Source organism: Halpernia sp. (genome assembly GCF_048269545.1).
Classification (GTDB): domain Bacteria; phylum Bacteroidota; class Bacteroidia; order Flavobacteriales; family Weeksellaceae; genus Halpernia.
The window spans coordinates 254,000-280,349 of sequence record NZ_JBLXIJ010000001.1; the positions used below are offsets into that span (position 1 = coordinate 254,000).

22 protein-coding genes and 1 tRNA gene are annotated in these 26,350 nt (G+C 31.9%); 12 read left to right on the forward strand and 11 right to left on the reverse strand.

All coding sequences use genetic code 11. The features are described from left to right. Nucleotides 1-55: 55 nt before the first annotated feature. A complete protein-coding gene (locus tag ACN0WB_RS01105) occupies nucleotides 56-2,443 on the forward strand; it encodes a TonB-dependent receptor domain-containing protein (RefSeq protein ID WP_417427989.1) in 2,388 nt (795 codons plus the stop codon). Nucleotides 2,444-2,524: 81 nt separating this feature from the next. Here ACN0WB_RS01105 and msrB read toward each other — a convergent pair whose 3' ends face one another. Then, nucleotides 2,525-2,980, reverse strand: a complete 456-nt coding sequence (gene msrB, locus ACN0WB_RS01110; protein ID WP_417428742.1) for a peptide-methionine (R)-S-oxide reductase MsrB — start codon at nucleotides 2,978-2,980, stop codon at nucleotides 2,525-2,527. 150 nt (nucleotides 2,981-3,130) lie between these two features. On the opposite strand from msrB, the gene ACN0WB_RS01115 reads away from it, so the two are divergent. Continuing rightward, the gene (locus ACN0WB_RS01115; RefSeq protein ID WP_417427991.1) at nucleotides 3,131-4,375 is read left to right on the forward strand and encodes a DUF445 domain-containing protein; all 1,245 of its coding nucleotides are present in this window, start codon (nucleotides 3,131-3,133) and stop codon (nucleotides 4,373-4,375) included. On the opposite strand, the gene ACN0WB_RS01120 is transcribed toward ACN0WB_RS01115, so the two are convergent. The 4 genes from ACN0WB_RS01120 to ACN0WB_RS01135 form a co-directional block, all read right to left on the reverse strand. Next, the gene (locus ACN0WB_RS01120) at nucleotides 4,372-5,223 is read right to left on the reverse strand and encodes a ferric siderophore ABC transporter substrate-binding protein (RefSeq protein WP_417427992.1); all 852 of its coding nucleotides are present in this window, start codon (nucleotides 5,221-5,223) and stop codon (nucleotides 4,372-4,374) included. The two genes, ACN0WB_RS01115 and ACN0WB_RS01120, sit on opposite strands and share 4 nt — an antisense overlap. After that, entirely contained in the window at nucleotides 5,224-5,619 is a 396-nt protein-coding gene (locus tag ACN0WB_RS01125; RefSeq protein ID WP_417427994.1) for an ExbD/TolR family protein, read from the reverse strand. Then, nucleotides 5,620-6,300, reverse strand: a complete 681-nt coding sequence (locus ACN0WB_RS01130) for a MotA/TolQ/ExbB proton channel family protein (protein ID WP_417427996.1) — start codon at nucleotides 6,298-6,300, stop codon at nucleotides 5,620-5,622. It lies immediately after the preceding gene. 87 nt (nucleotides 6,301-6,387) lie between these two features. Continuing rightward, nucleotides 6,388-6,837, reverse strand: a complete 450-nt coding sequence (locus tag ACN0WB_RS01135) for a hypothetical protein (protein WP_417428743.1) — start codon at nucleotides 6,835-6,837, stop codon at nucleotides 6,388-6,390. Nucleotides 6,838-6,988: 151 nt separating this feature from the next. Between ACN0WB_RS01135 and ACN0WB_RS01140 the strand changes: the two genes are divergently transcribed. The 5 genes from ACN0WB_RS01140 to hemE are packed head-to-tail and all read left to right on the forward strand — an operon-like array spanning nucleotide 6,989 to nucleotide 12,736. After that, entirely contained in the window at nucleotides 6,989-8,785 is a 1,797-nt protein-coding gene (locus tag ACN0WB_RS01140; protein WP_417427998.1) for a DUF885 domain-containing protein, read from the forward strand. A 26-nt stretch (nucleotides 8,786-8,811) separates the two neighbouring features. Beyond that, complete coding sequence (locus ACN0WB_RS01145; RefSeq protein ID WP_417428000.1) at nucleotides 8,812-10,650, forward strand: ATP-binding protein; 1,839 nt, start codon at nucleotides 8,812-8,814, stop codon at nucleotides 10,648-10,650. A 2-nt stretch (nucleotides 10,651-10,652) separates the two neighbouring features. Further along, nucleotides 10,653-11,006, forward strand: a complete 354-nt coding sequence (locus ACN0WB_RS01150; protein ID WP_417428002.1) for a response regulator — start codon at nucleotides 10,653-10,655, stop codon at nucleotides 11,004-11,006. A gap of 11 nt (nucleotides 11,007-11,017) precedes the next feature. Next, the gene (locus ACN0WB_RS01155; RefSeq protein WP_417428004.1) at nucleotides 11,018-11,704 is read left to right on the forward strand and encodes a uroporphyrinogen-III synthase; all 687 of its coding nucleotides are present in this window, start codon (nucleotides 11,018-11,020) and stop codon (nucleotides 11,702-11,704) included. 6 nt (nucleotides 11,705-11,710) lie between these two features. Continuing rightward, nucleotides 11,711-12,736, forward strand: a complete 1,026-nt coding sequence (gene hemE / locus ACN0WB_RS01160) for a uroporphyrinogen decarboxylase (protein WP_417428005.1) — start codon at nucleotides 11,711-11,713, stop codon at nucleotides 12,734-12,736. A gap of 280 nt (nucleotides 12,737-13,016) precedes the next feature. On the opposite strand, the gene ACN0WB_RS01165 is transcribed toward hemE, so the two are convergent. Together ACN0WB_RS01165 and ACN0WB_RS01170 are read right to left on the reverse strand one after the other, a co-directional pair. Beyond that, nucleotides 13,017-14,243 carry a cysteine desulfurase gene (locus ACN0WB_RS01165; RefSeq protein ID WP_417428007.1) on the reverse strand — a complete coding sequence of 409 codons (1,227 nt, stop codon included), beginning with the start codon at nucleotides 14,241-14,243 and terminating at the stop codon, nucleotides 13,017-13,019. A gap of 275 nt (nucleotides 14,244-14,518) precedes the next feature. Further along, the gene (locus ACN0WB_RS01170; RefSeq protein ID WP_417428009.1) at nucleotides 14,519-16,060 is read right to left on the reverse strand and encodes a glycine--tRNA ligase; all 1,542 of its coding nucleotides are present in this window, start codon (nucleotides 16,058-16,060) and stop codon (nucleotides 14,519-14,521) included. A gap of 240 nt (nucleotides 16,061-16,300) precedes the next feature. Between ACN0WB_RS01170 and ACN0WB_RS01175 the strand changes: the two genes are divergently transcribed. Beyond that, entirely contained in the window at nucleotides 16,301-17,542 is a 1,242-nt protein-coding gene (locus ACN0WB_RS01175) for a bifunctional folylpolyglutamate synthase/dihydrofolate synthase (RefSeq protein ID WP_417428011.1), read from the forward strand. Between the two features lie 41 nt (nucleotides 17,543-17,583). After that, a tRNA-Val gene (locus ACN0WB_RS01180) sits at nucleotides 17,584-17,658 on the forward strand. A gap of 68 nt (nucleotides 17,659-17,726) precedes the next feature. Here ACN0WB_RS01180 and ACN0WB_RS01185 read toward each other — a convergent pair. Genes ACN0WB_RS01185 through ACN0WB_RS01195 form a run of 3 tightly spaced genes read right to left on the reverse strand, consistent with a single transcriptional unit; the run spans nucleotide 17,727 to nucleotide 20,230 of the window. Then, the gene (locus ACN0WB_RS01185; RefSeq protein WP_417428013.1) at nucleotides 17,727-18,692 is read right to left on the reverse strand and encodes a glycosyltransferase family 9 protein; all 966 of its coding nucleotides are present in this window, start codon (nucleotides 18,690-18,692) and stop codon (nucleotides 17,727-17,729) included. Next, nucleotides 18,689-19,108 carry a SufE family protein gene (locus tag ACN0WB_RS01190; RefSeq protein ID WP_417428015.1) on the reverse strand — a complete coding sequence of 140 codons (420 nt, stop codon included), beginning with the start codon at nucleotides 19,106-19,108 and terminating at the stop codon, nucleotides 18,689-18,691. Before ACN0WB_RS01190 ends, ACN0WB_RS01185 begins: the two co-directional genes overlap by 4 nt. A gap of 24 nt (nucleotides 19,109-19,132) precedes the next feature. Further along, the gene (locus tag ACN0WB_RS01195; RefSeq protein WP_417428017.1) at nucleotides 19,133-20,230 is read right to left on the reverse strand and encodes a glycosyltransferase; all 1,098 of its coding nucleotides are present in this window, start codon (nucleotides 20,228-20,230) and stop codon (nucleotides 19,133-19,135) included. A gap of 203 nt (nucleotides 20,231-20,433) precedes the next feature. Between ACN0WB_RS01195 and ACN0WB_RS01200 the strand changes: the two genes are divergently transcribed. Beyond that, entirely contained in the window at nucleotides 20,434-22,956 is a 2,523-nt protein-coding gene (locus tag ACN0WB_RS01200; RefSeq protein ID WP_417428019.1) for an ATP-dependent Clp protease ATP-binding subunit, read from the forward strand. 166 nt (nucleotides 22,957-23,122) lie between these two features. Then, a complete protein-coding gene (locus ACN0WB_RS01205; RefSeq protein ID WP_417428021.1) occupies nucleotides 23,123-24,286 on the forward strand; it encodes an MFS transporter in 1,164 nt (387 codons plus the stop codon). A gap of 246 nt (nucleotides 24,287-24,532) precedes the next feature. On the opposite strand, the gene ACN0WB_RS01210 is transcribed toward ACN0WB_RS01205, so the two are convergent. Next, a complete protein-coding gene (locus ACN0WB_RS01210) occupies nucleotides 24,533-25,033 on the reverse strand; it encodes a GreA/GreB family elongation factor (RefSeq protein WP_417428023.1) in 501 nt (166 codons plus the stop codon). Between the two features lie 93 nt (nucleotides 25,034-25,126). Between ACN0WB_RS01210 and mnmA the strand changes: the two genes are divergently transcribed. Further along, on the forward strand, nucleotides 25,127-26,350 hold the full coding sequence (mnmA, locus tag ACN0WB_RS01215) for a tRNA 2-thiouridine(34) synthase MnmA (protein WP_417428745.1): 1,224 nt from the start codon (nucleotides 25,127-25,129) through the stop codon (nucleotides 26,348-26,350).

Here is a 26,350-nt window from a genome sequence, read left to right on the forward strand (position 1 = left end):
TTAAAATTTTATATGCAGAAATCTGCACTTTTTTTAATTAAATAAATCTTTAAAAATGAAAATAATTTTAGGCAAAATATTGCCTTTCTTCCTTATTCTATTTACAACATTTCTTTCGGCACAAAATTTAAATATTGTAGAAAAAGCAATTGTAAGAGGAAACTGCACAGAATGCGAAGAACGCATCGAAAAAGCCGCAAAAAGCGCAGATGCAACAACTGCAGATTGGTCGCCAGAAACTAAAGTTTTAAAAGTAGAATTTAATCCTGCAAAAACTTCATTAGAAAAAATTCTAAAAAAAATTGCAGCTGTTGGTCATGATAATGAACAATTTAAAGCAGATGATGCTGTTTATAAAAAACTTCCAGGATGTTGTTTGTACGACAGAGATGAAATTATGGCTGAACTTTTACCGAATAAAACTAAAATTTCAACTGAAGTTTTAAAAAATCCAAATGTTTTAGTGGATAATCATTCTGAAACAACAGAAAAAAGTCAAAATATTGAAGGTATAACTCTCATGAAAATGCAGGATGCAACTGCACTTAATAGAAAAAATGCAGGTTTAACCTACAATATTTCGGGCAAAGAATTATTAAAAGCCGCTTGTTGTAATTTATCTGAAAGTTTTGAAACCAACGCAACTGTAGATGTTTCTTATAGCAATGCAGTAACTGGGACAAAACAACTTAAAATGCTTGGTTTAGACCAAAAATATACTGCAATTACACAAGAATTATTACCTCAAGTTCGTGGTTTATCTGCAGCTTATGGATTGAATTTTATTCCAGGAAAATGGATTGGTTCAATTCAATTAACAAAAGGTGGAAGTACCGTTGTAAACGGCTATGAAAGTATTACGGGACAAATAAATACAGAACTTTTAAAATATGCTGAAAAGCCAGAAACCGCGATAAATCTTTTTGTAGATTCTAATTTGAGAACAGAAATGAATCTCACTTCCACTCAAGTTCTTTCAGAACATTGGAATCAAAGTTTCTTAATTCACGGAAATGGAACTTTTTCTAATGAAGATTCTAATAATGATGGATTTTTAGACCAACCAAAAGGAAACCAAATAAATGTAGCCTATTTATTAAATTACAGCGATTTAGATCACTCTGGATTAATGTCACATTTTGGAATAAATTATGTGAAAGATGAGAGAAACGGCGGACAAAAAGGATATGATTTTCAAAAACCACAAAATACGCAGTCTCTTTATGGTGTTGGAATAAACACTTCTCGTTTTCAATTTTGGAATAAAACTGGCTACGTTTTTAAAGATAAACCGGGGCAAAGTATTGGTTGGATGAACCAAGTAACTTTTCATCAACAAAATAGTTCTTTTGGTTTAAGAAATTATGATGCTAAAGAAACTTCTTATTATTCCAATTTAATTTTTGAAGGAATTTTGGGAAACACCAATAATAAATTTAAGACGGGCGCAAGTTTTATGTACGATTCTTTTGATGAAAATTATCTGACTCAAAATTATAAAAGAAATGAAATCGCTCCCGGAATATTTTTTGAATATACTTTAACAGGAGTAAAATACACTTTAGTTGCAGGTGTTCGAACAGATTTCCATAATTTGGCTGGAACACAATTTACTCCAAGAGTTAATTTTAAATATGATATTTCACCAAAAACAATTTTAAGACTTTCTGCCGGAAAAGGATTTAGAACAGCGAACGTTTTTGCAGAAAACCAACAATATTTTGCTTCCAATAGAACTATCGAAATTAAAAATAATGGCGGTAATATTTACGGTTTAAAACCCGAAATCGCTTGGAATTATGGTGCAAGTTTGCAACAAGAATTTAAATTTTTAAACAGAAAAAGCAGTGTGGTTTTAGATTTCTTTAGAACAGATTTCACGCATCAAGTTTTAGTAGATTTATACCAATCGCCACAAAAACTTATATTTTATAATTTAGAAGGTTCGTCTTTTGCGAATAGTTTTCAAGCGCAGTGGGATTTTAGTATTTATAAAAACTTAGATTTTAGATTGGCTTATAAATATTATGATGTTCAAGCCAATTATATTTCAGGTAAAAAAGAAGTTCCCTTTATCGCGAAAAATAGAGGTTTTGCGAATGTTTCTTACGCCACAGACAAAACTGATAAAGGTGCATTTTGGAGTTTTGATTTAACTTACAATTTGGTTGGTTCACAAAATTTACCAACAACTGCAAGTAACCCACAAGAATTTCAATTGGGACAAAAATCTGAAGCTTTTTCCACGCTTAATGGACAAATTGCTAAAAACTTTAATGATAAATTTCGTCTTTATTTAGGTGCAGAAAATATTACATCTTACCAACAAGACCGCCCAATTTTAGACGCAAAAAATCCTTTTGGAAATTATTTTGATGCAGGAATGGTTTATGCACCAATTATGCCGGTTAATTTTTATTTAGGAGTTGATTTTAAATTTTAGAATTGATTTTCTAATAATTAAACTTAAAAAAAAGAGCCAAAATTTAATATTTTTTGGCTCTTTTTTTATTTACATTTTTATTTATTTTGCTTCCGTTTTCGCATCCGGAACAAAATCCAAACTTATAGAATTCATACAGAATCGTGTTCCTGTTGGAGGAGGTCCGTCGTTAAAAACGTGTCCGAGATGAGAATCACAACGTTTGCAAAGCACTTCTGTTCTTTCCATTCCGAAAGAGGAATCTCTTTTATAAATTACACCGTCTTTTTCTGCTTCAAAAAAACTTGGCCATCCGCAAGTAGAAGCAAATTTGGCGTCCGAACGAAATAAATGATTTCCACAAACGGCGCAATAATATTCTCCTAAACCATCAAATTTATTATATTTTCCTGTTCCAGGTCTTTCTGTTGCAGCTTCTCTCGCTGTTGCGTATAAATCTGGAGAAAGAATTTTTTTCCATTCAGAATCTGGAACATTTAATTTTGTTTTGTCCGTTCTGGAATAGTATGGATTGTTTTTTGTATTATTTTCTTGCATAATGGTTTTTTTTTGAGATTGAACTGTTTGCGTACAAGACTGTAAAATAAGGCTAAAAAGTATTGCGGCGAAAATTTTCATTTTAATAAATTATCAAATAATATTATCAAATATAGCACCATTTTTAATGCTTTTAATTAAATTTAAAAAATGAAAGAAGAAACTAAAAAAAGACAGTTGTTTTTATATAAAGCATTTGCAACGGGGCTTTTTATTTTGATGCTTCTCATTTTTGTGAGTATGTTGCTTTTGCAAAAACACCATTCTTCTCATTGGATTGGATACATTCGTGCATTTTCTGAGGCTGCAATGGTCGGAGCTTTGGCGGATTGGTTTGCTGTAACTGCACTTTTTAATTATCCTTTGGGAATAAAAATCCCACACACTAATTTGATAGAAAATAGTAAAAATAGAATTGGTGATAATTTGGGGCAATTTGTGGTAGAAAATTTTCTTTCTCCTGAAAACATTAAACCTTACATTAAAAAAATCAAAATTTCAAGTTTTGTGGGAGATTGGCTTTCAAAGGAAAAGAATCAAACCGTTTTGGTGGAACAAGTTTCAGAAATTCTTTTAAATATTATTAAAAATTTGGAAGATAAATCGGTGGTAAATTTCATTAGTGCAAAAGCCAAAGAAATGTCCGAAGATTTTAAAATTAATCTTTTAATTGGTAATGGTTTAGAATATCTTTTAGAGAAAAATGAACATCAGAAGTTGATAGATTACCTTTCAAAACAAATAAAAGAATACATTTTAGTTAACAAAGATTTGGTGAAAGAAAGGGTGAAAAAAGAGAGTTTTTCTTTAATCCCAAAATTTGTGGATGATAAAATTGCAGCAAAAATTACGTCTGGTTTAGCCAGTTATTTTGAAGAAGTTGAGCAGGATGAAAACCATGAACTGCGCAAAGAAATTACCTCCAAATTATTAGATTTCTCCAAAGACTTACAAGTAAACTCACGATGGAATGAAGAGTTTAAAACATTGAAATCGAGCTTTTTAAATGAAGAAAAATTGAATAAATATTCTGAAGATATTTGGTTTTCTATTAAAAAAAGTTTGACAAATGAATTGACTTCAGACGAATCTACTTTAAAAAATTATCTTATAAAAAACATCAATACATTTTCTGAAAATCTATTAAATGATGAAGCGTTTCAAACAAAAATAAATTCTTGGGTTCAATTTACTTCGTACAAATACATTTTAAAAAATAGCCATCAATTTGGTGAACTCATAAGTTCTACCGTAGGAAATTGGCAAGGACGAGAATTGAGCGAAAAATTAGAATTAGAAGTGGGAAAAGATTTACAATTTATCCGAGTAAATGGAACTTTAGTAGGTGGTTTGGTTGGATTGATTATTTATACAATTGCTAATTTTTTAGCTTAAAAAGTAATCTTATAAGTTCCAGTTGAAGAGGTATTTGCTTTTTCCGCTTTTACATATTTTTTAACCCAATTTACGGAAGTTGAAACCACACAGGGATCAGAAATTCCGCTGCTTCTTCGCGCAGAAACTACATTTCCTGCTTTATCAACTGTATAAGATATTTGAATTGTTCCGTTTGCAGTGCATTTTTGCGAAGGTTGATTTCCTCCTCTTCCCATTGTACCGGGAATAAATCCAATTAATTTTCTATCAATTCCAATTTTACTATCACCATTTCCATCGCCTCCAAGCGGATCTCCTGCATTTCCAGTGCTTCCATTTGTTCCTTGCGAACCTGATTTATTTCCTCTTCCTTTAATTAAATTTCCAATGGCTGTGTTTCCGCGTCCATCTCCTGAAGCTTTTGCTATGGATTTTGTAGATTTTGTTGCGGAAGTTTTAGAGGTTGTAGTTTTAGAGACCTTTGTTTTTTTTGCGGTTTTAGAAATCTCTTTTAAAGTTTTTTCTGCTTTCTCCACTTTTGGTGCAGAAACTTTTACATTTTTGCCTGTAATTATTTTTTCTGTTACAGGTTGTGGTTTAGAAATTTCTGATTGCGGCAAAACTTCAGTTTCTGAAGGTGCAACCGAACCTTCCTGATTTGCTGGCTCTTCCAAATTAGTGCCATTTTGATTGTCACCAAAATTAATAAGCATCGTTGTAACTTGCTCTTGTGGAAGTGGCGATTCTTTAATAATTTTATAAAAGTAAATAAGTAAAAAAAGCAATAGAAACGTAAGAAAAGTAATCACCGCGCTTTTTGCCTGATCTTTCCTTTCGTCTCTTTTATGTTCTATTGCATAATTCATTTACTCTTGTGTCGTTGCAATAGCAAGATTGTATTTGTGTTTTTCGGCTATTTCCATTACAAAAACCACATCTTTATGTTTTGTATTTTGGTCTGCTCTAATCGTAAAAGTAGGCGTACTTTCTGTTTTTAAAGTATTAATTAAATAATTTTCTAAATTTTCTTTATCAATTTCTTTATCATTAATAAAATATTGTCCTGCTTCTGTAATCGTAACCGTAGTTGGATCTTGCGTCGAAGTGTTTGTTGCATCAGCTTTTGGGAGTTTTACATCAATCGCACTTTGGCTAATTGCGGAAGAAGTAATCATAAAAAATATCAACAACAGAAAAATAATATCCGTCATTGAAGCCATACTAAACTCAGCGTTAATTCTATTTTTTCGCTTTAGTTCCATTTACAAAGGTTTATTTAAAGTATCCAAAAAATCATTTACATGGGTTTGAATTTTCAAAACCAATCTATCTACTTTTGTTACTAAAATATTATAGAAAAAATAAGCAGGAATCCCGATGAATAAACCAACTGCAGTTGTTGCCATTGCTGTATAAATCCCAGAAGCTAATAATTTTGGACTTACCGCTCCAGTTACATTTGAGATTTCAAAAAAAGCCATAATCATTCCGATTACAGTTCCAAGAAAACCAAGCATAGGTGCAGCTCCAGAAGCAGAAGCTAAAATATTTAGATTTTTCTCCAATTTTGAAACTTCTAATTGTCCTTGATTTTGCATTGCATTAGAAATATCAGATATCGGTCTTCCTATTCTGGTTAAACCTTTTTCTATCATTCTTGCTTCTGGCGAATCCGTTCCTTTACAATAATCAATCGCCGCTTCAATTCTTCCACCTTCCACAAAATCTTTGATGTTTTCTAAAAAATTTGGTGTTTCTTTTGCGGCTCTTTTAATGAAAAAATAGCGTTCTAAGAAAATATAAAGTGCCACAATTCCTAAAATAAAAATTGATGCCATTATAATATTTCCGACTAAACCGCCGCTAAATAAAATATCCCAAAGAGAAAAGATATGTTTTTCTACAACTGGTTTTGTAGAATTGAGAGTTTGTGATTGAAGCATTGATGTATTTAAAATTAATATTGAAACGCTTATAGCCGCGAATTATTATAAATCCCTTCTAAAATATGAGCGAAAACTGTGTGATGTTTAATCGTCTATTTCGATTTCATCCGCTTTGAAATTACATTTTAGTTTAAATGGAATTAAATCGTCCGTTCCTGTATAAAAATCTGTAATCATTCCTTTCCAAAAAAGTGTGAGATTACCTTCTGAATCATTTTCAAAAGTTAAAGTATTTTCAGAAATATAGGCATCTTCATCATCATAAAGATTTACTTCCGTATTATTTTCATCATCAACAAGAAAAGTATTTCCAAGAAGCATATTCGTTTCTATAGGAAAATCAAAAATATTTAATGCTATTTGTGGAAATTGATATTGCAAAGAATCATCTTCAACGTGGTCTAAATCATCATCAGAAATTATTTCAACTTCTAAGAAATTTTCACTATTAAGATATACAGCTTTACAATAAGTGCTTTTCAGGTGGTATTTAAGGGTTTCTTCTGGGTGATAAATTTTTAAAATCCCTTTGATCGTTTTCAAAATTGTAGATAATTAATTAAAAAGTAATATCGCAAAGATAAAAAATAGATTGAAAACCAAGCCTATTTTTGTTTTTTTTGATAATTTAAAAATGATATAAATAAATTATAAAAATGATTACTTTTGTTTAAACACCAATTCAATGTATAAATTTTTTTTAAAACTGATTTCTTTCGCAATAATTTTCTCAACTTTAATGTATTGCAAAAAAGAAAACTCATCAAAACCAGAATTGAAAACCGTCTCAATAGATACAATTGCGGCGCATTATTATGAAGATTATTTAAAATTACATCCTCTTGAAGCCACTGCGCAAGGTGACAATAGATATAATGATTTGCTTCCTATAAATATTTCTAAAGAGCAGATTTCTAAAGAAATTAATCTTTACAATCAATATCAAAATGAGCTGAAAAATGTAGATTATGAAAATTTACCAGACGATAAAAAAATTGTATTTGACGTTTTAGATTATGAAATTAAAGATAAAATTGAAAGTTTTGCGTATAAACCAGAATTAATTCCATTCACACAATTTGATGGCTTGCCTTTACAATTTCCACTTTTAGGAAGCGGCAAAGGAAATCAACCTTTTAAAACTCAAAAAGATTACGATAATTGGTTGAAAAGAATGGATCTTTTTGCGGTTTGGATGGATTCTGCTCAAAGTAACTTCCGACAAGGAGAAAAAGTTGGTTTTGTTTTGCCTAAAAAATTAGTTTTAAAAATGATTCCACAAATGCGAGGTGAGGAAATTATTTCAACTGATATGCATAAGAATATTTTTTATGGCCCAATCACTCAATTACCAAATAATTTTTCACCTGTAGAAAAAAACAAATACGCAAAACTTTTTCAAGAAGCTATAAAATCTAAAATAATTCCTTCTTATATAAAAATGGCTAATTTTTTAGAAAAAGAATATTTACCAAAAGCAAGAAATACAGACGGATATAATTCCTTGCCGAATGGAAGCACAATTTATGATTATTACGTAAAAAGCTGGACTACAACACAAAAAACGCCAGAAGAAATTAATAAATTAGGATTAGAACAAGTTGCAATGTTACGCGCAGAAATGGAAAAAGTGAAAACCCAGGTTGGTTTTAAAGGCACTTTAGAGCAGTTTTTAAATTTTGAAAAAAATGATAAAAAAGCGATGCCTTATAAAACGAGTAAAGAAATTATCGACGCTTTCAATGGGATTTTATCTAAAATTACTCCAGGTTTAAAAACCATGTTCAATGTAACTCCAAAAACGCCTTTTGAAATTCGGCAAACTGAGAAATTTCGAGAAGCTTCCGCAAGCGCAGAATATATGCAAGGAACTCCCGACGGAAAAAGACCAGGAATTTTTTACATTCCAATCCCCGATCCTACGAAATTTAACGTGACTTCTGGAATGGAATCTTTGTTTTTACACGAAGCAATTCCCGGCCATCATTACCAAATTTCTTTGCAACAAGAAAACACAACACTTCCTAAATTTATGCGTTTTGGTTGGCTTGGAGCTTATGGAGAAGGATGGGCGCATTATTGTGAAACTTTAGGACCAGAATTCGGACTTTATACCAATCCTTATCAAAAATTAGGATATTTGAGTGATCAAATGTTGCGTGCCGTGAGATTAGTAATTGATACTGGAATTCACACGGGAAAAATGTCGCGTGAAGAAGCCATAAAATATTTTTTAGATAATGTATCTTATGATGAAGCAGGAGCAACTGCAGAAGTAGAAAGATATATGGCGTTTCCAGGACAAGCATTAAGTTATAAAATTGGGGCTTTAAAAATTAGAGAATTGCGCACAAAATATGAAAAATCTTTAGGCAAAAAGTTTAATCTTGCAAGTTTTCACGATGAAGTTCTAAGCCAAGGTTGTTTGCCTTTAGATGTTTTAGATAGAAAAATGAAAAACTGGTCTGAGAAACAGAAATAATTTTAAAATTAATTATTAAAAAATTTATGAATCTAGAGCCTTCTATTATTTCCGAAGAATGCAAAATACTTTTGGAAAATTCCCCTTTTGGTATTTGTCTTTTAGGATCAGATTTCAAAATAATAAATGCCAATAAAATTTGGCTGAACACTCTTTCATTAAGAAAAGAAAATATTTTAGGAAAAAGGTTATCAGAAGTTCTGCCACAAATTAAAAAAAACCTGCCTGCTTTACTTACAGAAGTTTTAAATAGTGACATAGCATTTCACACACAAGAAATTCCACTAACAGTAGAAAAAAATGGTGCGATTTATCAAGGTACATTTGATTTTCTTTACTATCCGGTTCACGGAAAAAATGATGAATTAGAGTATTTTACTTGTATCGCAATTGAGAATACAAATGTAAAAAATCTAAGAAACCAACTTGCGAAAAGTGATGAGAGACTAAGATTGGCTACAGAAATTAATGAAATTGGAATTTGGGAACTGGATTTCGAGAGTAATAAAATTGAACATAGCAACTCTCTTCCTTTAGTTTTTGGTTATGAAAAGAACCGTATCATGACTTATGAAGAAATGAAAAGCCATTTAATTTCCACCGATAGTGCTTCAGTAGAACAAGCGCTTTTGGATTCAACTAAAAATGGAATTTACGATTATGTTGGTAGAATTATTGACATTCATGGAAATATAAAATGGATAAATAGTAGAGGGAGAGTTTTTTTTAAAAGAGATGGTAAACCCGAACGAATTGTTGGTGTATTACAAGATATTTCTGAAAAACAAAGCTATCAACAAGAAATTAAAGACCGAGATTCTCAATTTCGTTTTTTAGCAGACGCAATGGCTCAGTTTATTTGGCTTGGAGATAAAGATGGCAAATTGTATTATTTCAATAAATCTGTTTTTGATTACAGCGGAAAAACTTATTTAGATTTTTTACATAATAATGGTTGGTTAGAAATAGTACATCCCGAAGACCGAGAAAAAAATATTGAATTATGGACTACAAGCGTAAAAAATAAAACTATTTTCACTTTTGAACATCGTTTCCGCGATAAAAATGGTGATTATAGATGGATGTTAAGCCGCGCTGTTCCTGACTTTGACGAAAATGGCGATGTAAAAGTGTGGATTGGTACAAGCACAGATATTCATGATATCAAAAAACAAGAATATCAAAAAAATGATTTTATAAAAATGGCAAACCACGAATTAAAAACGCCGGTTACAACCATTAAAGGATATATTCAATTGTTAAAAAAAATGCGTGGAAATTCTGATGACCAATTTCTAAACATCTCACTAAACACCATTGAAAACCAAGTAAATAAACTTAATAACTTGATTGGTGACTTACTCGATATTTCAAGAATGGAAAATGGGATTCTGCCATTGGTTAAAAAATCATTCTCTCTTCTAAAATTAGTAACAGAAACCATTGAAGATATAAAAGCGTCTGAAGATAGCCACGAAATAAAATTTACTCTTAGCGCCGACAAAGATGTGGAAGTAATTGCCGATAAAGAAAGAATTACCCAAGTATTAAATAATTTATTAACAAACGCCATAAAATATTCGCCAAACGCCAAAATAGTTAATGTAGAGCTAAATTTAGAAGAAAACCAAGCTGTAGTTTCTGTAGAAGATTACGGAATTGGCATGGATCAAAAAGAATTACAGAAAATTTTTGAAAGATTTTATAGAGTTTCTGGTGAAGATGAAGAAACTTTTCCTGGTTTTGGGATTGGGTTATTTATAGTAAAAGATATTCTTAACCGACATTCTGGAGATATTTGGGTTGAAAGCGAAAAACACAAAGGTTCAAAGTTTTATTTTTCATTACCTTTAAAGCAAATTTAAAAATGAGCATCCTAATTATTGACGACAATAAAGACATCTGTGAATTATTGCTTAATATTTTGTTATCTGAATCTTTACAGGCAACTTCATGTAGCAATCCGTTAGATGCAAAAAAAATAATTAAAAAAGTAAAACCGCAATTGATAATTACAGATATGCTTATGAGCGGTGTAGATGGAAGAACTTTAGCAAAAGATTTAAAGAACAATCCTGAAACAAAAAAAATTAAAATTATGTTAATGTCTGCGCATCCAGATGCATTTTCAGAAAGTGAAAAAGTGGGAGTAGATGCATTTTTAGCCAAACCATTTGAAATAGATCAATTAATAGAAAAAGTAAAAAATTTACTGGAATAAAAGAAAAAGAAATGACAGTTCTGTTTACAAAAAAAATAGACGAACAGTTAATAACTGAAAGATTGCAGAAAAATATTCAGCCATCATTCACAGAGGTGCTAAAATTTAAAATTAGAACGTTTCGACCTTTTCCTTTACACAGCAATTCTATTATTTTTACCAGCGTTAATGGAGTAGAAGCATTTTTTCAAAACCATTTTTTACCAAAAGAAAATTTTGCGATTAAACCCTATAATAAAATTTACTGCGTAGGAACAAAAACAAGATTAAAGATAAGAGAGTTCGGTTTCGGTGTTTTTAAAACGTGCAAGAACGCAAAAGAACTATGCGAATTCATAATTGAAAAAGCTGGAAAAGAGCAATTCATACATTTTTGTGGTAATTTGGCTTTGGATATTTTAGATAAAAAACTGCCGCTTCAAAATATTAATTACAAAAAGTTAGTTTGCTATGATACTGAACTTTTGTATCCACAAATATCCGAAAAATATGATGCTTTAGTTTTTTTTAGTCCAAGTGGAGTTCGTAGTTTTGCAAAATATAATTCTTTAGAAAATTGTATGCTTTTTTCAATTGGTGACACTACTTCAGAAGAAATTAAAAACTTTACCAACCAAAACATTATCACGAGCAAAGACCAAAACTTAAAATCTTTGCTAGAATTGATAAACAATAAATTTGAAGCAGACTTTGCTTAATAAAATATGATAAAAAACGATCTTTATATTCGTGCACTAAAAGGTGAAACCGTTGAAAGACCTCCCGTTTGGATGATGCGACAAGCCGGAAGATTTTTACCAGAATTTCGTGCTTTGAGAAATAATTATGATTTTTTTACACGTTGCCAAACTCCAGAATTAGCTTCTGAAATTACGATGATGCCAATTCGCAGATATCCTTTAGACGCCGCAATTTTATTTTCTGATATTTTGGTAGTTCCGCAAGCGATGGGAATTGATTTTGAGATGCGCGACGGAGTTGGTCCATGGTTAGAAAATCCAATAAGAACTTTAGAACAAATTGAAAATATTGAAGTTCCCAATGTTAATGAAACTTTAGGTTATGTTTTTGATGCGATTGAATTGACTTTAATTAAATTAAATAACGACATTCCGTTAATTGGTTTTGCGGGAAGTCCATGGACCATTTTGTGTTATTGCGTGGAAGGACAAGGTTCCAAAACCTTTGATAAAGCCAAAGCATTCTGTTTTCAAAATCCAGAAGCGGCGCATTTATTATTACAAAAAATTACAGATACGACGATTGCTTATCTCAAAAGAAAAGTTGAAAAAGGCGTTTCTGCCGTTCAGGTTTTTGATTCTTGGGGCGGAATGTTGTCGCCGCAAGATTATCAAGAATTTTCTTGGCATTATATTAATCAAATTGTAGAAGCGCTTGCAGAAGTTTCTTCAGTTGTGGTTTTTGGTAAAGGATGTTGGTTTGCATTGGAAGAAATGACTTTGTCTAAAGCCTCTGCTTTGGGCGTTGATTGGACAATTACGCCAGAAAATGCAAGGAAATTAACCGGTGGAAATATCACTTTACAGGGGAATTTTGATCCTTCAAGATTATTGTCGCCGCCGGAAACGATTAAAAAAATGGTGACAGAAATGATCAACCGTTTTGGAAAAGATAAATACATCGCCAATCTCGGACACGGTATTTTACCAAATATTCCGCTGGAAAATGCAGAAGCGTTTATTAGAGCGGTGGTGGATTGGAAGGAATAATTCTCGAAAAAAATTCTCTCACATATTTAGCAAATTTTCTTTTTAATCAAAACATACTTTCAATGACCTCGGAAACGGAGCCGTTAAGAAAATTTAATTTTTATCCGTTAAAAATTTTCCTGTGTTTGAGTGGTGGCAAAAAATTAACTACAAATAAAATAACTTGACTTTCCACCCGAGTTCGGAAAATTTAGGATAAAAAAATAAATTTTTAGGTGAGTTTCCAGTCTTGATTTTTTGGTTCTTTTGCATCAAGGCAAAAGAACAATTACAAAAAAAACTATGAAAGCATTTTCTGCGCTTTTCTCACGCCTTCCACTAAAACATCAATCTCATCAAAAGTATTGTAAACCGCAAAACTCGCACGAACGGTTCCCGCAATATTAAAAAATTCCATGATTGGTTGCGTGCAATGATGGCCGGTTCTCACAGCAATTCCGAGCTTGTCTAAAATCATTCCGACATCGGACGCAATGCCAATTCCTTCTAAATTAAAAGAAATAACGCTCGTTCTTTTGGTCTTTTCACCATAGATTTTTAAACCTTCAATCTCCAGTAATTTTTTCTGTCCGTATTCTAAAAGTTCATTTTCGTGCTTTTGAATATTTGGAATTCCGATTCCATTCATAAAATCCACTGCTGCGCCTAAAGCAATATTTCCACCGACATTCGGCGTTCCAGCTTCAAATTTAAAAGGCAAACCGGCGTAAGTGGTTTTCTCAAAATTGCAGGTTGCGATCATCTCGCCGCCACCGTGAAAAGGCTGTAATTTCTCTAAAATTTCCTCTTTTCCGTACAAAATCCCCGTTCCCATCGGCGCGTACATTTTGTGTCCGGAAAAAACGAAAAAATCACAATCCATTTTTTGGACGTCGATTTCAAAATGCGGAACTGATTGCGCGCCGTCAATCACGATGTAAGCTGAAGAATTTATTCTGACTTTTTTAATAATTTCTTCAAGCGGATTAATCACGCCCAAAGCATTTGAAACCTGATTAAATGAAACAATTTTCGTCTTTTTGGAAAGCCATTCATCTAAAATATCAATTTGCAAAACGCCATTTTCATCCATCGGTATCACGCGTAATTTTGCGCCCGTTCTCTCACAGAGCATTTGCCACGGAACGATATTAGAATGGTGTTCGAGGTAAGAAATTATAATTTCGTCGTCTTTTTTAACATAATTAGAATTTCCTAAAGCGTAGGCAATTAAATTAATTCCTTCAGTTGTTCCTCTCGTGAAAATGATTTCATAATCATTTTTAGCGTTTATAAATTTCTGAATCTTTTGTCGGGACAATTCCATTTCAGTTGTTGCCAATTGGCTCAAAGTATGGATTCCTCGGTGAACATTTGCGTTGACTTCTGTATAATATTTTTCCCATGCATTAAGAACAGAAATTGGTTTTTGGGAAGTTGCCGCGTTGTCTAAATAGACAAGCGGTTTACCATTAACTTGTTGACTAAGAATAGGAAATTGACTTCTGATATATTGTAAATCTAACATTTGAATAGATTAAAAAGTATTATTTAGAATAGTTCAAATTTACGGAATATTTTCTGGGAAGATTCTATATTCATTATGATAAAAATCCTATCACGATAATTTAGAAAATCATAAAATATGTTTCTCGCAGATTTTGCAGATAAGGCAGATTTTATACAGAAAAATATAAAAGATCTGCTCAATCTGGAAAATCTGCGAGAAAATAAATCAAAAAAATCCCGAACAAAGTTCAGGATTTTATTAAATATCTGTGAGAATCTGTGGAATCCGTGAGCCTAGATTTGACTCAAAAGCGTTCTAAAATTAACTTTTTCGTCAATAATTCTACGCAAATCTGAAACCGCAGCGCGTTCCTGCTTCATTGTATCCCGATCACGAATTGTAACCGTATTATCAATTAAAGAATCATGATCAATTGTAATACAGAAAGGCGTTCCAAGCGCATCATTTCTTCTGTACCGTTTTCCGATGCTGTCTTTTTCTTCGTAATTCAAATTAAAATCAAATTTCAAATCATCAAAAATTTTCTCTGCGAATTCGCCTAAACCGTCTTTTTTCATTAAAGGTAAAATCGCGGCTTTTACCGGTGCCAAAGCCGGCGGAAGCGAAAGAACTGTTCTTTCAGAACCATCTTCTAAAACCTCATCTTTCAAAGAATTTGAGAAAATTGCCAAAAATAAACGGTCCAATCCAACGGAAGTTTCTACCACATAAGGCACATAACTTTCGTTTCTTTCGTTGTCAAAATACTGCAATTTTTTTCCACTATATTTTTCGTGTGCGGAAAGATCAAAATCAGTTCTTGAGTGAATTCCTTCCAATTCTTTAAAACCAAATGGAAATTTAAACTCAATATCTGCGGCTGCATTTGCGTAATGCGCCAGTTTATCGTGGTCGTGGAATTTATAATTTTCTTTACCTAAACCCAATGCCAAATGCCAATTCAAGCGCTTTTGTTTCCATTCTTCGTAAAATGTAAGTTCCGTTCCAGGTGGCACAAAATACTGCATTTCCATCTGTTCAAACTCACGCATTCTGAAAATAAATTGTCTCGCAACAATCTCATTACGAAAGGCTTTCCCAATTTGTGCAATTCCAAAAGGCAATTTATGACGCGACGTTTTCTGAACATTCAGATAATTCACAAAAATGCCCTGCGCCGTTTCCGGACGTAAATATAAATCGGTTGCAGATTCTGAAGCCGCGCCCAATTTCGTCCCAAACATTAAATTAAACTGCCGAACTTCTGTCCAGTTTTTAGAACCAGTGTCCGGATCGGTGATTTCTAATTCTTCAATTAAGGCTTTTACATCGGCTAAATTATTGTCCGTTAAAGACTTAGCCATTCTTTCAAGAATCGTTTTCTGCTTTTGTCTGTATTCTAAAACGCGACCATTTGTCGTCACAAATTCATCTTCATTAAAACTTTCGCCGAATCTTTTAGCCGCTTTTTCAATTTCTTTTTGCGCTTTATCTTCCAATTTTGCGCAATAATCTTCCAATAAAACATCTGCCCGGAAGCGTTTTTTAGAATCTTTATTATCAATCAAAGGGTCATTAAAAGCATCCACATGACCAGACGCTTTCCAAATTGTGGGATGCATAAAAATCGCAGAATCGATGCCTACAATGTTCTCATTCATCTGCACCATTGCTTTCCACCAATATTGCTTGATGTTGTTTTTCAGTTCCGCGCCGTTTTGCCCGTAATCGTAAATCGCCGAAAGTCCGTCATAAATTTCACTCGAAGGAAATATAAAACCGTACTCTTTCGCATGCGAAACTACTTTTTTGAAGACATCTTCTTGCTTTGCCATAATATAGAATTGACTGCAAAAATAATGATTTTTAAATGAAATTCAGAGTGGATACTTCAGAAAATAAGGAGCCGGGAACCTGCTCTTCGTTACAATCTTTTTATGCGCTGTTGCTCATAAAAAGGATTTCTACTGCGATCAGGGCTAATTACGTTTTTAATTTTTAAGTAAACTTTTTTATTAAAAGAAATTTCATATAGTTATTGAATATCTTTGTAAAGTTTTAAAGAATTATTTTAAATGCTGAACGAAAATCAATATCAAAAAGATATAAAATGGCTGTTTTCACGAATACCAAATTATCAACTTGTAGGACAAAATGCATATAAACCGGGTTTAGAAAACATAAAAAAACTTTGTGACTTTTTTGGAAATCCGCAAGAAAATTTAAAACTGATTCACATCGGCGGAACCAATGGAAAAGGTTCTACAAGCAATATGACAGCTTCTATTTTACAGGAAAGTGGTTATAAAACTGGACTTTACACTTCACCACATTTAGTAGATTTTAGAGAAAGAATTAAGATTAAAGGAGAAAATTGCGACATAGAGTTTGTTTACAATTTCATCCAAAAATTAAAAAATTTGCCACAAGATATTTTACCATCTTTTTTTGAATTTACCACAATAATGGCATTTCAATATTTTAAAGAAAAGAAAGTAGATTTTGCAATAATTGAAGTGGGTTTAGGCGGAAGATTAGATTCTACAAATATTATTAGACCAATTCTTACGGCGATTACAAATGTAGATTTAGACCATCAAAATCTTTTGGGAAATACAATTTCAGAAATTGCATTTGAAAAAGCCGGAATAATTAAAGAAAATATTCCAATTATTTCTGGTTCAGAAAACAATGAAGTTCTAAAAATTTTAACGAAAAAAGCAGCGGAGAAAAACGCGGATTTTATTGATGCCACGAAACTTAATAATAATTACAAATCGGATTTAACGGGAAATTATCAACAAAAAAACATAAAAGTTGTATTGGGAATTATTAATGAACTGAGAAAAAAAAATATAGAAATTCCTGAAATAGCTTTAAAAAACGGCTTACTCAATGTTCAAAAAAATACAGGGTTTTTGGGCCGATGGACAATTTTTTCAGAATATCCAAAAACAATTTTAGATACTGCACACAATTTTGCAGGATTAAGTTTGGTTTTTAATCAGTTAAAATCATTAAATAAGAAACTACATTTAATTTTAGGCTTTGTACAAGACAAAGATTTAAGCCATATTTTTAATCTTATTCCGGAAAATTCAGTTTGCTATTTTATAAAACCTAACGTGGAAAGAGGAAGAAATCCAGAAGAATATGAGAAAGATTTGAAAAAAAATAAAATAGATTATAGACTTTTTCAAAATTTATCGGAAGCGTATTCATTTGCTTTACAGAATATTAAAAAAGATGAAATTCTCTATATTGGTGGGAGTAACTTTGTTGTGGGAGAATTTTTAGAAAAAAATTTGCAGAAATAGATTTTTATTCTATCTTTGCCAAACCAAAAACGGAAATAGTGGGGCTCTTAGCTCAGTTGGTTCAGAGCATCTCGTTTACACCGAGAGGGTCGGGGGTTCGAATCCCTCAGGGCCCACAATTTTTAAAAAAATCTTGCAGAAATGTGAGATTTTTTTTTGTAATTATTTGACAAATCAATTAAATTTAAATTTTATCAATTACTTGTTGAATATTAAATTCATGAAGACAAGCATAATCACCACGGAAACATTCTTTATCACCAAAAGTAGAACATGGTCTACAAGATAAATCTTTCACTTGTACCACATCTTCACAAGATTGTCCATATCCTAAGAATCCTGCAAACGGATGTGTAGAACCCCAAAAAGAAATACACCTTGTTCCAACTAGACTTGCCAAATGCATATTTGCTGAGTCCATAGAAATCATCACTTTTAATTTAGCAATAATTTCTAATTCTTCTTTTAGGGTAAAAGTTCCTGCTATATTTTTTGTATTTGGGATTTCAGTTTCCCAGTTTTGTAATATCCTTTTTTCCTGTAAACCTCCACCAAATAAATAAATTTTATGATTTTGCGCTAAAATTCTAGCAATTTCAAAAGACTTTTCTAATGGTAACATTTTACCTTTATGTTGCGCAAATGGTGCAAAACCAATTCCAAATTTTTCATTTGATTTCGTACGGTATTTATTAGATAGAGTAATAGAAAATCCCATTTCTCTAAAAACATCTGCGTATCGTTCAAAGGTGGATTTTAATTGCTTTTTATTTAAATTCCAAATATCAGTAAGGATTTCTTTTTCTTCTTTGCCTTTATGTATTTTAAAAATTTTAAAATTTCGATTGGCAAAAAAATTATTTAAAATTTTTGACCGAATAACGTCATGTAAATCAGCAATATAATCGAAAGTAAATTCTTTTAAAAGTTCTTTAGAAAGACGCCGTATACCAATAATTCCTTTATAATCTTCTAGGTTTACACCTTTGAATATTACCTGCGGAAGTTCTGAAAATAATGGCTCAAAATTTTTACGAGTAACTATAATAATCTCCAAATTTGGATTTTGTTCCAAAATTTCCCTAAAAACAGGAACTGTCATTGCAATGTCTCCAAATGCTGAAAAACGATATGCTAAAATTCTTGTCATTTTTTAAGTTGATAAGCAACAGCATAGAATTTTATTTGCTTCGTCATCGCCATCAAACCATTGGCTCTGGAAGGTGAAAGAAATTCTTGCAAACCAATCTGAGAAATAAATTCAAAATCCGAATTAATTATGTCTTCTACAGAATGTCCACTGTAAATATTTACCAAAAGCGAAACAATTCCTTTGGGCAAAATACCATCAGAATCGGCTTCAAAAAAAATTTTATTATCTTCATAACGTGCATTAATCCAAACTTGCGATTGACATCCTTTTATGAGATTACTTGTTGTCTTTTTCTCTTCAGACAATGGTTTTAGTTCTTTACCCAAATCTATAATATACTCGTATTTTTGCTCCCAATCTTCTAAAAAAGAAAATTCTTCTACTATTTCGTTTTGTTTCTCTTTAATGGTCATACTGCAAAGTTATGAAATTTCAAGTCAGAAATTTTCTGCTTCAACTTTTTTAAATAGTTTAATTATTTTATTTTCTTCTTCTTCCCAACATAAAACTTTACCTGCTTTTTCTAATTCTTCAAGGTAAAAATTTCTGCCATTTTCTATGACTTTTTTTATTTTTTCTGCAATAATTTGGGGATTGTGATTTTCAACAACTTCTCCAATATTAAACTGTCTTTTAATACGCATCATTTCAGGAAAATTAATCATTACTAAAGGAACTTTTGCTTGAATGTAATCAGAAACTTTATTAGGTAAAGAATACAAATAACTTACGCCATTATTTTCTTCTAAACTTAAACCTACATCCGCTGTTTTTGTGATTTCTCGCATATCATTTGGAAGCATTTTTCCTAAAAATTGAACTCTGTTTTCAAGTTTTTTTTCTTTGACAAGGTTTTCCAATTCATTGCGCTTTGGGCCGTCACCAATTATTTTAAATACTATATTTTCTAAATAATTCATTGACTCAATTGCTTGCGGAATTCCTCGAGATTGATTGAGTGCGCCTTGATATAAAATAATTTTTGGTTTGTTTTCCGGAAAAGAAATTTCTTCTGTAATTCTTCTGGGAATATTTCTAACAACGATTGGTTTAATTAAATATTCCTTTTGAAACCATTCTGCGTAACTTTCACTTTCCGTCATCATATATTTCACTTTCGGCATCAATCTTTTTTCTAAAAACTTCCAAACTTTTTTTACAAACCTTCCTTTTAAAGATGGCATTTCTGTAAAAATCTCGTGACTATCATAAATGACAGGGATTTTTAATTTTTTTGAAACTAATAAGTTCGGCCATAAAGAATCCAAATCATTTGCTATAAGTATGGTTTCTGAAGTCGCTTTTCCCAAAAGTTTTTTATAAAGTTTCCATTGAAATTCAATATAAGCGAAGCGAAGCGTTTTTGATTTTAATTTAATTCTTGAAAAAGAATAGGGACGCTCCATTTCTGGTAATCCTTCCCAATTATTCCCAATTAAATCTATTTCATAATCCGCTTCCAAAAGCGTTCTACAAACTTTTTCTACACGTTGATCGGTATAAAGATTATTGAAAACACTGATTAAAATTTTCATTAAAAATAATTTGATTTGCCATTTATCTAAGGAAATTTTAATTAATTTAGATAAAATATTTATGCTAAAAAAGCTTATTACAAAACAAAACTACAAAAAAAACAGGTCATAAAGTCACTTTAGGTTTTTGGTAAAGTATTTGTAACTTTGATTAAAGTTAAAGGTTAAAAAACCTTTGATTTAACAAGATCCAGATTTAAAATATGAATAATAAATTTTCAACTGGTTTAAATGAAGTTTTTAAACACAGTAAAAGTGAAGCTAAAAGACTGCACAGTGAATTTCTGAATACAGAACATTTTCTTTTGGGAATAATAGATTCCGAGAATTCTGCGAAAGAAATTTTACTTCTTCTTAAAGCTGATCTAACACAAATAAAAAGAAAAATAGAAACAATGACGGTAGGAAATTCTAATCCTTTTTCCATCACAGATTCTGATAAAATTTCTTTTACAAAATTAGCAGATCAAGCAATTAAAAGATCTGAATTAGAATGTCGACTCTATAAAGCAGGAGAAATAAATACTGTACATCTACTTTTGGGAATTTTATATAAAACCGAAGATCCTGCAACTAATATTTTAGATGCTTATGATATCGATTATGATAAAGTGTCTTTAGAATATAAAAGTATGCTGAAAAACTCGGGTCAATTGCCAAAAGCAAGTCATTACGATGATGATGAGGAGCGCGAAGAATTTGGACAAATGCGAAAACCAACAGGGAACATTGGAACGGGGAAAAGCAAAACGCCAACTTTGGATAATTTTGGACGAGATCTTACTGCTTTAGCAAAAGACGACAAACTCGATCCCGTTATTGGGAGAGAAAAAGAAATTGAACGCGTTTCACAAATTTTATCACGAAGAAAGAAAAATAACCCACTTTTAATTGGTGAACCAGGTGTGGGTAAATCTGCGATTGCAGAAGGTTTGGCTTTAAGAATTCAACAGAAAAAAGTTTCCAGAGTTCTTTACGGAAAACGTGTAATTACTTTAGATTTGGCCAGTTTGGTTGCAGGAACAAAATACCGCGGTCAATTTGAAGAGAGAATGAAAGCCATAATGACGGAACTTGAGAAAAATCGTGATGTCATTTTATTTATTGATGAATTACATACCATTGTAGGCGCAGGAAGTTCTACTGGAAGTTTAGACGCTTCAAATATGTTTAAACCTGCTTTGGCAAGAGGAGAAATTCAATGCATTGGTGCAACAACTTTGGACGAATACAGACAATATATTGAGAAAGATGGTGCTTTAGAAAGACGTTTCCAAAAAGTAATGGTGGAACCAACCAATATTGAAGAAACAATTTTAATTTTAAAACAAATAAAAGATAAATACGAAGATCATCACAATGTAACTTATACAGATGAAGCAATAAATGCTTGTGTAAATTTAACTGCAAGATATATTACAGATCGCTTTTTACCCGATAAAGCAATCGACGCTTTGGATGAAGCCGGTTCTAGAGTTTATATGAAAAACATGAAAGTTCCGGAAGAAATTGTAGATCATGAGAAAAAAATTGACGAAATAAAAGAGCTAAAACAAAAAGCAGTAAAAAGACAAGATTATCTCGAAGCGAGAAAACTGAAAGATGAAGAAGAACGCTTACAAATGGAATTAAGTTCTGCCCAACAAAAATGGGATGAAGATATTAAAGAGAAAAAAGAACAAGTTACCGAAGAAAATGTGGCAGAAGTGGTTTCTATGATGAGCGGAATTCCTGTAACAAAAGTTGGCAAAAATGAGTTAGATAAACTGGCTCAAATGGATGCTAAACTTAACGGAAAAGTAATAGGACAAGAAGATGCTGTAAAAAAAGTAGTAAAAGCCATCCAAAGAAATCGCGCTGGTTTAAAAGATCCAAACCGACCAATTGGAACTTTTATTTTCCTTGGAACAACTGGAGTTGGTAAAACAGAACTAGCAAAAGTAATGGCGCGCGAATTATTTGATTCTGATGATGCACTTATTAGAATTGATATGAGTGAATATATGGAAAAATTTGCAGTTTCCAGATTAGTTGGAGCGCCTCCCGGATACGTTGGTTACGAAGAAGGTGGGCAATTAACCGAAGCAATTCGCAGAAAACCATACGCTGTTTTACTTTTAGATGAAATAGAAAAAGCGCATCCTGATGTTTTTAATATTTTACTTCAAATTTTAGACGAAGGTTTTGTGACTGATAGTTTGGGAAGAAAAATAGATTTTAGAAATACAATCATTATTTTAACCTCAAATATTGGAACGCGCGATATTAAAGATTTTGGGGATGGCGTAGGTTTTGGTACAAGCACGAAAAAAAACAATTCCGATGCAAGAGCAAAAAGCACTATTGAAAGTGCTTTGAAAAAAGCATTTGCTCCAGAATTTTTGAATAGAATTGATGATGTGGTGATTTTTAATAATCTTGAAAAAGAAGATATTTCTAAAATTATAGATTTAGAATTAGCGAAATTATACAGCCGATTAGAAAAATTAAATTATCACGTTAGTTTAACTAATGAAGCCAAAGAATTTATTGCAGATAAAGGTTGGGACAAAGATTTTGGCGCAAGACCACTAAAACGTGCAATTCAAAAATATATTGAAGACTTATTGGCAGAAATGCTCGTCAATAAAAAACTGAAAGAAGGCGAAACTATCATTTTAGATCTCAACGAAGCCAAAGACGGCTTGGAAAGTGAGTCTAAAAAAGTGAAAGAAAAAGTAAAATAATTTTCTTAACAATCATTAATCCCCGTTACAATTGTAGCGGGGATTTTTTTCAATATAAATTTTTCTAATAGATTTTAGTACCAAAGTTTATTCATTTATACAATAGCAGAAATACTAATTTATCGTTTAAGATTTATAGTTTTGTAAATCTTATTAAAAAGAATGAATGAAAAATAATTTATCAAATCCTACGCTTTATCTCTTAAGTGTTTCAGCAGGTTTGGTTGTGGCAAATTTATACTACAATCAGCCGTTGCTTCACGATATTGCTTTGGATTTGAAAGTTACCGATGCTCAAGTGAGCAACGTCGCATTATCCACGCAAATAGGTTATGCACTTGGTTTATTATTGATAATTCCTTTAGGTGACAAAATCAGTAATATCAAAATCATTAAAATTGATTTTTTAGTTTTGGTACTTTCTTTAATTGGAGCGGCTTTTTCACACTCTTTAATATTCTTAATTATTTCCAGTTTTTTAATAGGATTCACCTCCACTTTACCACAAATATTTGTTCCAATGGTTGCGCATTTAAGCAATGATGAAACTCGCGGAAGAGCGATTGGAATTGTAATGAGCGGACTTTTAATCGGGATTTTGGGAAGTCGAGTTTTAAGCGGATTATTTGGGGAATATTTCGGTTGGCGAAGTGTTTTTTATGGAGCGGCAACTTTAATGGCTTTGTTTTTTATTTTATTAAATGCAAAAATCCCAGAAATCAAACCAGATTACAAAGAAAGTTATTCGAAATTAATGAAATCGCTTTGGTTTTATTTTAAAAAAGATCCAACTATTCGATTAGCAACACTTCGGGGCGCGTTAGCTTTTGGGGGTTTAAGTGCGTTTTGGACAACTTTGGTTTTTTTGATGGAAGATTCTTTTCATTACGGAAGTGCAGTTGCAGGCGGTTTTGGATTGTTTGGAGTTGCGGGAGCTTTGGGCGCAGTTTATGTAGGAAAATTGAATAATAGAGTGAGCAAAAATAAATTAATAATTTCCGGGGCAATTTTATTAATTCTTTCTTGGCTCATATTTTTAGTTTCTTCACATTCAATTGTTGGTTTAATTATCGGTGTAATTTTAATTGATTTGGGCGTTCAAGCGCTTCACATTACAAATCAAAATATAATTTTCTCAAAAAACACTGAAGCCAGAAACCGCGTGAATACAATTTATATGGTTGGTTTTTTCATTGGCGGCGCTTTGGGAACAAGTTTAGGTGCAATTGCTTGGAATTCTTTTGGCTGGACCGGCGTTTCGGTTTTAGGATTATTAATATCTGTTACTATTTTAATTGTCCAACTAATTACGTCAAAAAGAATAATTTGATTTAAAAAAAATAGACTTTTTGAACAACTTACAACTGACCTAGGAAACGGAACCGTTAAGAAAATTAGATTTTAATTCGTTAAGAAATTTCCCGTGTTTGAGTGGCGGAAAAAAATAATCAGCACAAACAAAATTGAACTTTCCGCCCGAGTTTGGAAATTTTAGCATTAAAATCTAATTTTTAGGTGAGTTTCCAGTCTTGATTTTTTCGTTCTTTTTTATCAAGAAAAAGAACAAATTAAAATTCTAATATTTAATTACCAATATCTCAAACTCATTTTTTCTTTCACCTAAGTTTAAAACTGCGGTTTCACATGCTTTTTTATGCATTAAGGCTTTTGCTAAAGGTGTGATAAAGGATATTTTTTGTTTTTTAATGTCGGCTTCATCTACACCCACAATTTGAAAAGTTTGTTTCTGATTATTTTCTAAATTTTTAAAAGTCACTGTCGCGCCAAAGTGGACTTGATCTTGCGGTAATTTTTCTGGTTCAATAATTTTAGCAGAACTAATTCTTTCATTCAACAATTTTAACTTTGCATTGATATAATTAAAAGCAATTCTGTATTCTTTTTCCTGGGAATTATCCAGATTTTCTTGTTCAAGTAATAAAGTTTGGCGTTCTTCTAAAAGCAAATCCATTCCATTTTGTGTGACAAAGTTTTCTTCATTAATTGGCAAATCTGCACGTGGCGCAATTATAGGCACTTCTTCTTGGTCATCTTCTTTTACAAAACCTCTGCTCATTTTATTTAAATTAAATTTTAATTAAGCAATTTTTACTCCAAATATAAATTAGCAGATAATCTTTATAGACAGATTAAAAACTATTTAAACTTTATAAATCGTAATTTTGCAAAAATATTTTATACTGATATGAAAGTGGTAGTTGGTTTATCCGGCGGTGTAGATTCTAGTGTTGCAGCGCATTTGTTGCAACAACAAGGACATGAAGTTATTGCACTTTTTATGCGCAACTGGAATGATGCGTCGGTAACTTTGGAAGATGAATGTCCGTGGATTGAAGATAGTAATGACGCACTTTTGGTTGCTCAAAAATTAGGAATTCCTTTTCAAGTAATCGATATGAGCGAACTTTATAAAGAGCGCATTGTTGATTATATGTTCAATGAATATAAAAATGGACGCACGCCAAATCCGGATGTTTTGTGCAACCGGGAAGTGAAGTTTGACGTGTTTATGAAAACGGCTTTATCGCTTGGTGCTGAGAAAGTTGCGACGGGGCATTACGCACAAGTAAATTCTTCTTTTGATGAAAATGGAAAGGAAATTTTCCACCTTTTAGCGGGTAAAGATGACAATAAAGACCAAAGTTATTTTTTGTGTCAATTAAATCAAGAGCAATTATCAAAATCTCTTTTCCCAATTGGAGCAATTACAAAACCTGAAGTTCGGGAAATTGCTAAAAGATTAAATCTTGCAACTGCTGAAAAGAAAGATTCGCAAGGTTTATGTTTCATCGGGAAAGTGAGTTTACCCACATTTTTGCAACAACAACTAAAACCAAAAGAAGGCGAAATTGTAGAAATTTTTAAAGACTTTGAGCATTATCACCAAGAAAAACCAGAATTTTCTTCAAAACTGGAAGAGTTAGAATTTCTTTCCGATAAAATAAATTACAAAAAATCAGACGGAAAAGTGATTGGAAAACACCAAGGCGCGCATTATTTCACCATCGGACAAAGTAAAGGTTTGGGAATTGGCGGCCACAAAGAATCCTGTTTTATGATCTCTCGCGACATGAAGGAAAATTTAATTTTCGTGGGTGAAGGCAGAAATTTCCCGGGACTTTTCAGAAAAGCCTTGAAAATTGAAAATACAGATGTTCATTGGGTTCGGGAAGATTTAAAATTAAAAAAGGGAGAATCTTTAGAAATTTTAGCAAGAATCCGTTACCGACAACCTTTAGAAAAAGCCACGCTTTATCAATTTGAAGAAGGTTTATTTATAGAATTTGAAAACCCACAATCCGCTATAGCAGAAGGACAATTTGCAGCTTGGTATTTGGAAGATGAACTTTTGGGAAGTGGGGTGATTTCTTAG

What these genes read in the sequence shown, in the direction of transcription:
- ACN0WB_RS01105 (WP_417427989.1), top strand. Translation starts at nt 56, where the DNA reads ATGAAAATAATTTTAGGCAAAATATTGCCTTTCTTCCTTATTCTATTT.
- msrB (WP_417428742.1), bottom strand. Translation starts at nt 2,980, where the DNA reads ATGCAAGAAAATAATACAAAAAACAATCCATACTATTCCAGAACGGAC.
- ACN0WB_RS01115 (WP_417427991.1), top strand. Translation starts at nt 3,131, where the DNA reads ATGAAAGAAGAAACTAAAAAAAGACAGTTGTTTTTATATAAAGCATTT.
- ACN0WB_RS01120 (WP_417427992.1), bottom strand. Translation starts at nt 5,223, where the DNA reads ATGAATTATGCAATAGAACATAAAAGAGACGAAAGGAAAGATCAGGCA.
- ACN0WB_RS01125 (WP_417427994.1), bottom strand. Translation starts at nt 5,619, where the DNA reads ATGGAACTAAAGCGAAAAAATAGAATTAACGCTGAGTTTAGTATGGCT.
- ACN0WB_RS01130 (WP_417427996.1), bottom strand. Translation starts at nt 6,300, where the DNA reads ATGCTTCAATCACAAACTCTCAATTCTACAAAACCAGTTGTAGAAAAA.
- ACN0WB_RS01140 (WP_417427998.1), top strand. Translation starts at nt 6,989, where the DNA reads ATGTATAAATTTTTTTTAAAACTGATTTCTTTCGCAATAATTTTCTCA.
- ACN0WB_RS01145 (WP_417428000.1), top strand. Translation starts at nt 8,812, where the DNA reads ATGAATCTAGAGCCTTCTATTATTTCCGAAGAATGCAAAATACTTTTG.
- ACN0WB_RS01150 (WP_417428002.1), top strand. Translation starts at nt 10,653, where the DNA reads ATGAGCATCCTAATTATTGACGACAATAAAGACATCTGTGAATTATTG.
- ACN0WB_RS01155 (WP_417428004.1), top strand. Translation starts at nt 11,018, where the DNA reads ATGACAGTTCTGTTTACAAAAAAAATAGACGAACAGTTAATAACTGAA.
- hemE (WP_417428005.1), top strand. Translation starts at nt 11,711, where the DNA reads ATGATAAAAAACGATCTTTATATTCGTGCACTAAAAGGTGAAACCGTT.
- ACN0WB_RS01165 (WP_417428007.1), bottom strand. Translation starts at nt 14,243, where the DNA reads ATGTTAGATTTACAATATATCAGAAGTCAATTTCCTATTCTTAGTCAA.
- ACN0WB_RS01170 (WP_417428009.1), bottom strand. Translation starts at nt 16,060, where the DNA reads ATGGCAAAGCAAGAAGATGTCTTCAAAAAAGTAGTTTCGCATGCGAAA.
- ACN0WB_RS01175 (WP_417428011.1), top strand. Translation starts at nt 16,301, where the DNA reads ATGCTGAACGAAAATCAATATCAAAAAGATATAAAATGGCTGTTTTCA.
- ACN0WB_RS01185 (WP_417428013.1), bottom strand. Translation starts at nt 18,692, where the DNA reads ATGACAAGAATTTTAGCATATCGTTTTTCAGCATTTGGAGACATTGCA.
- ACN0WB_RS01190 (WP_417428015.1), bottom strand. Translation starts at nt 19,108, where the DNA reads ATGACCATTAAAGAGAAACAAAACGAAATAGTAGAAGAATTTTCTTTT.
- ACN0WB_RS01195 (WP_417428017.1), bottom strand. Translation starts at nt 20,230, where the DNA reads ATGAAAATTTTAATCAGTGTTTTCAATAATCTTTATACCGATCAACGT.
- ACN0WB_RS01200 (WP_417428019.1), top strand. Translation starts at nt 20,434, where the DNA reads ATGAATAATAAATTTTCAACTGGTTTAAATGAAGTTTTTAAACACAGT.
- ACN0WB_RS01205 (WP_417428021.1), top strand. Translation starts at nt 23,123, where the DNA reads ATGAAAAATAATTTATCAAATCCTACGCTTTATCTCTTAAGTGTTTCA.
- ACN0WB_RS01210 (WP_417428023.1), bottom strand. Translation starts at nt 25,033, where the DNA reads ATGAGCAGAGGTTTTGTAAAAGAAGATGACCAAGAAGAAGTGCCTATA.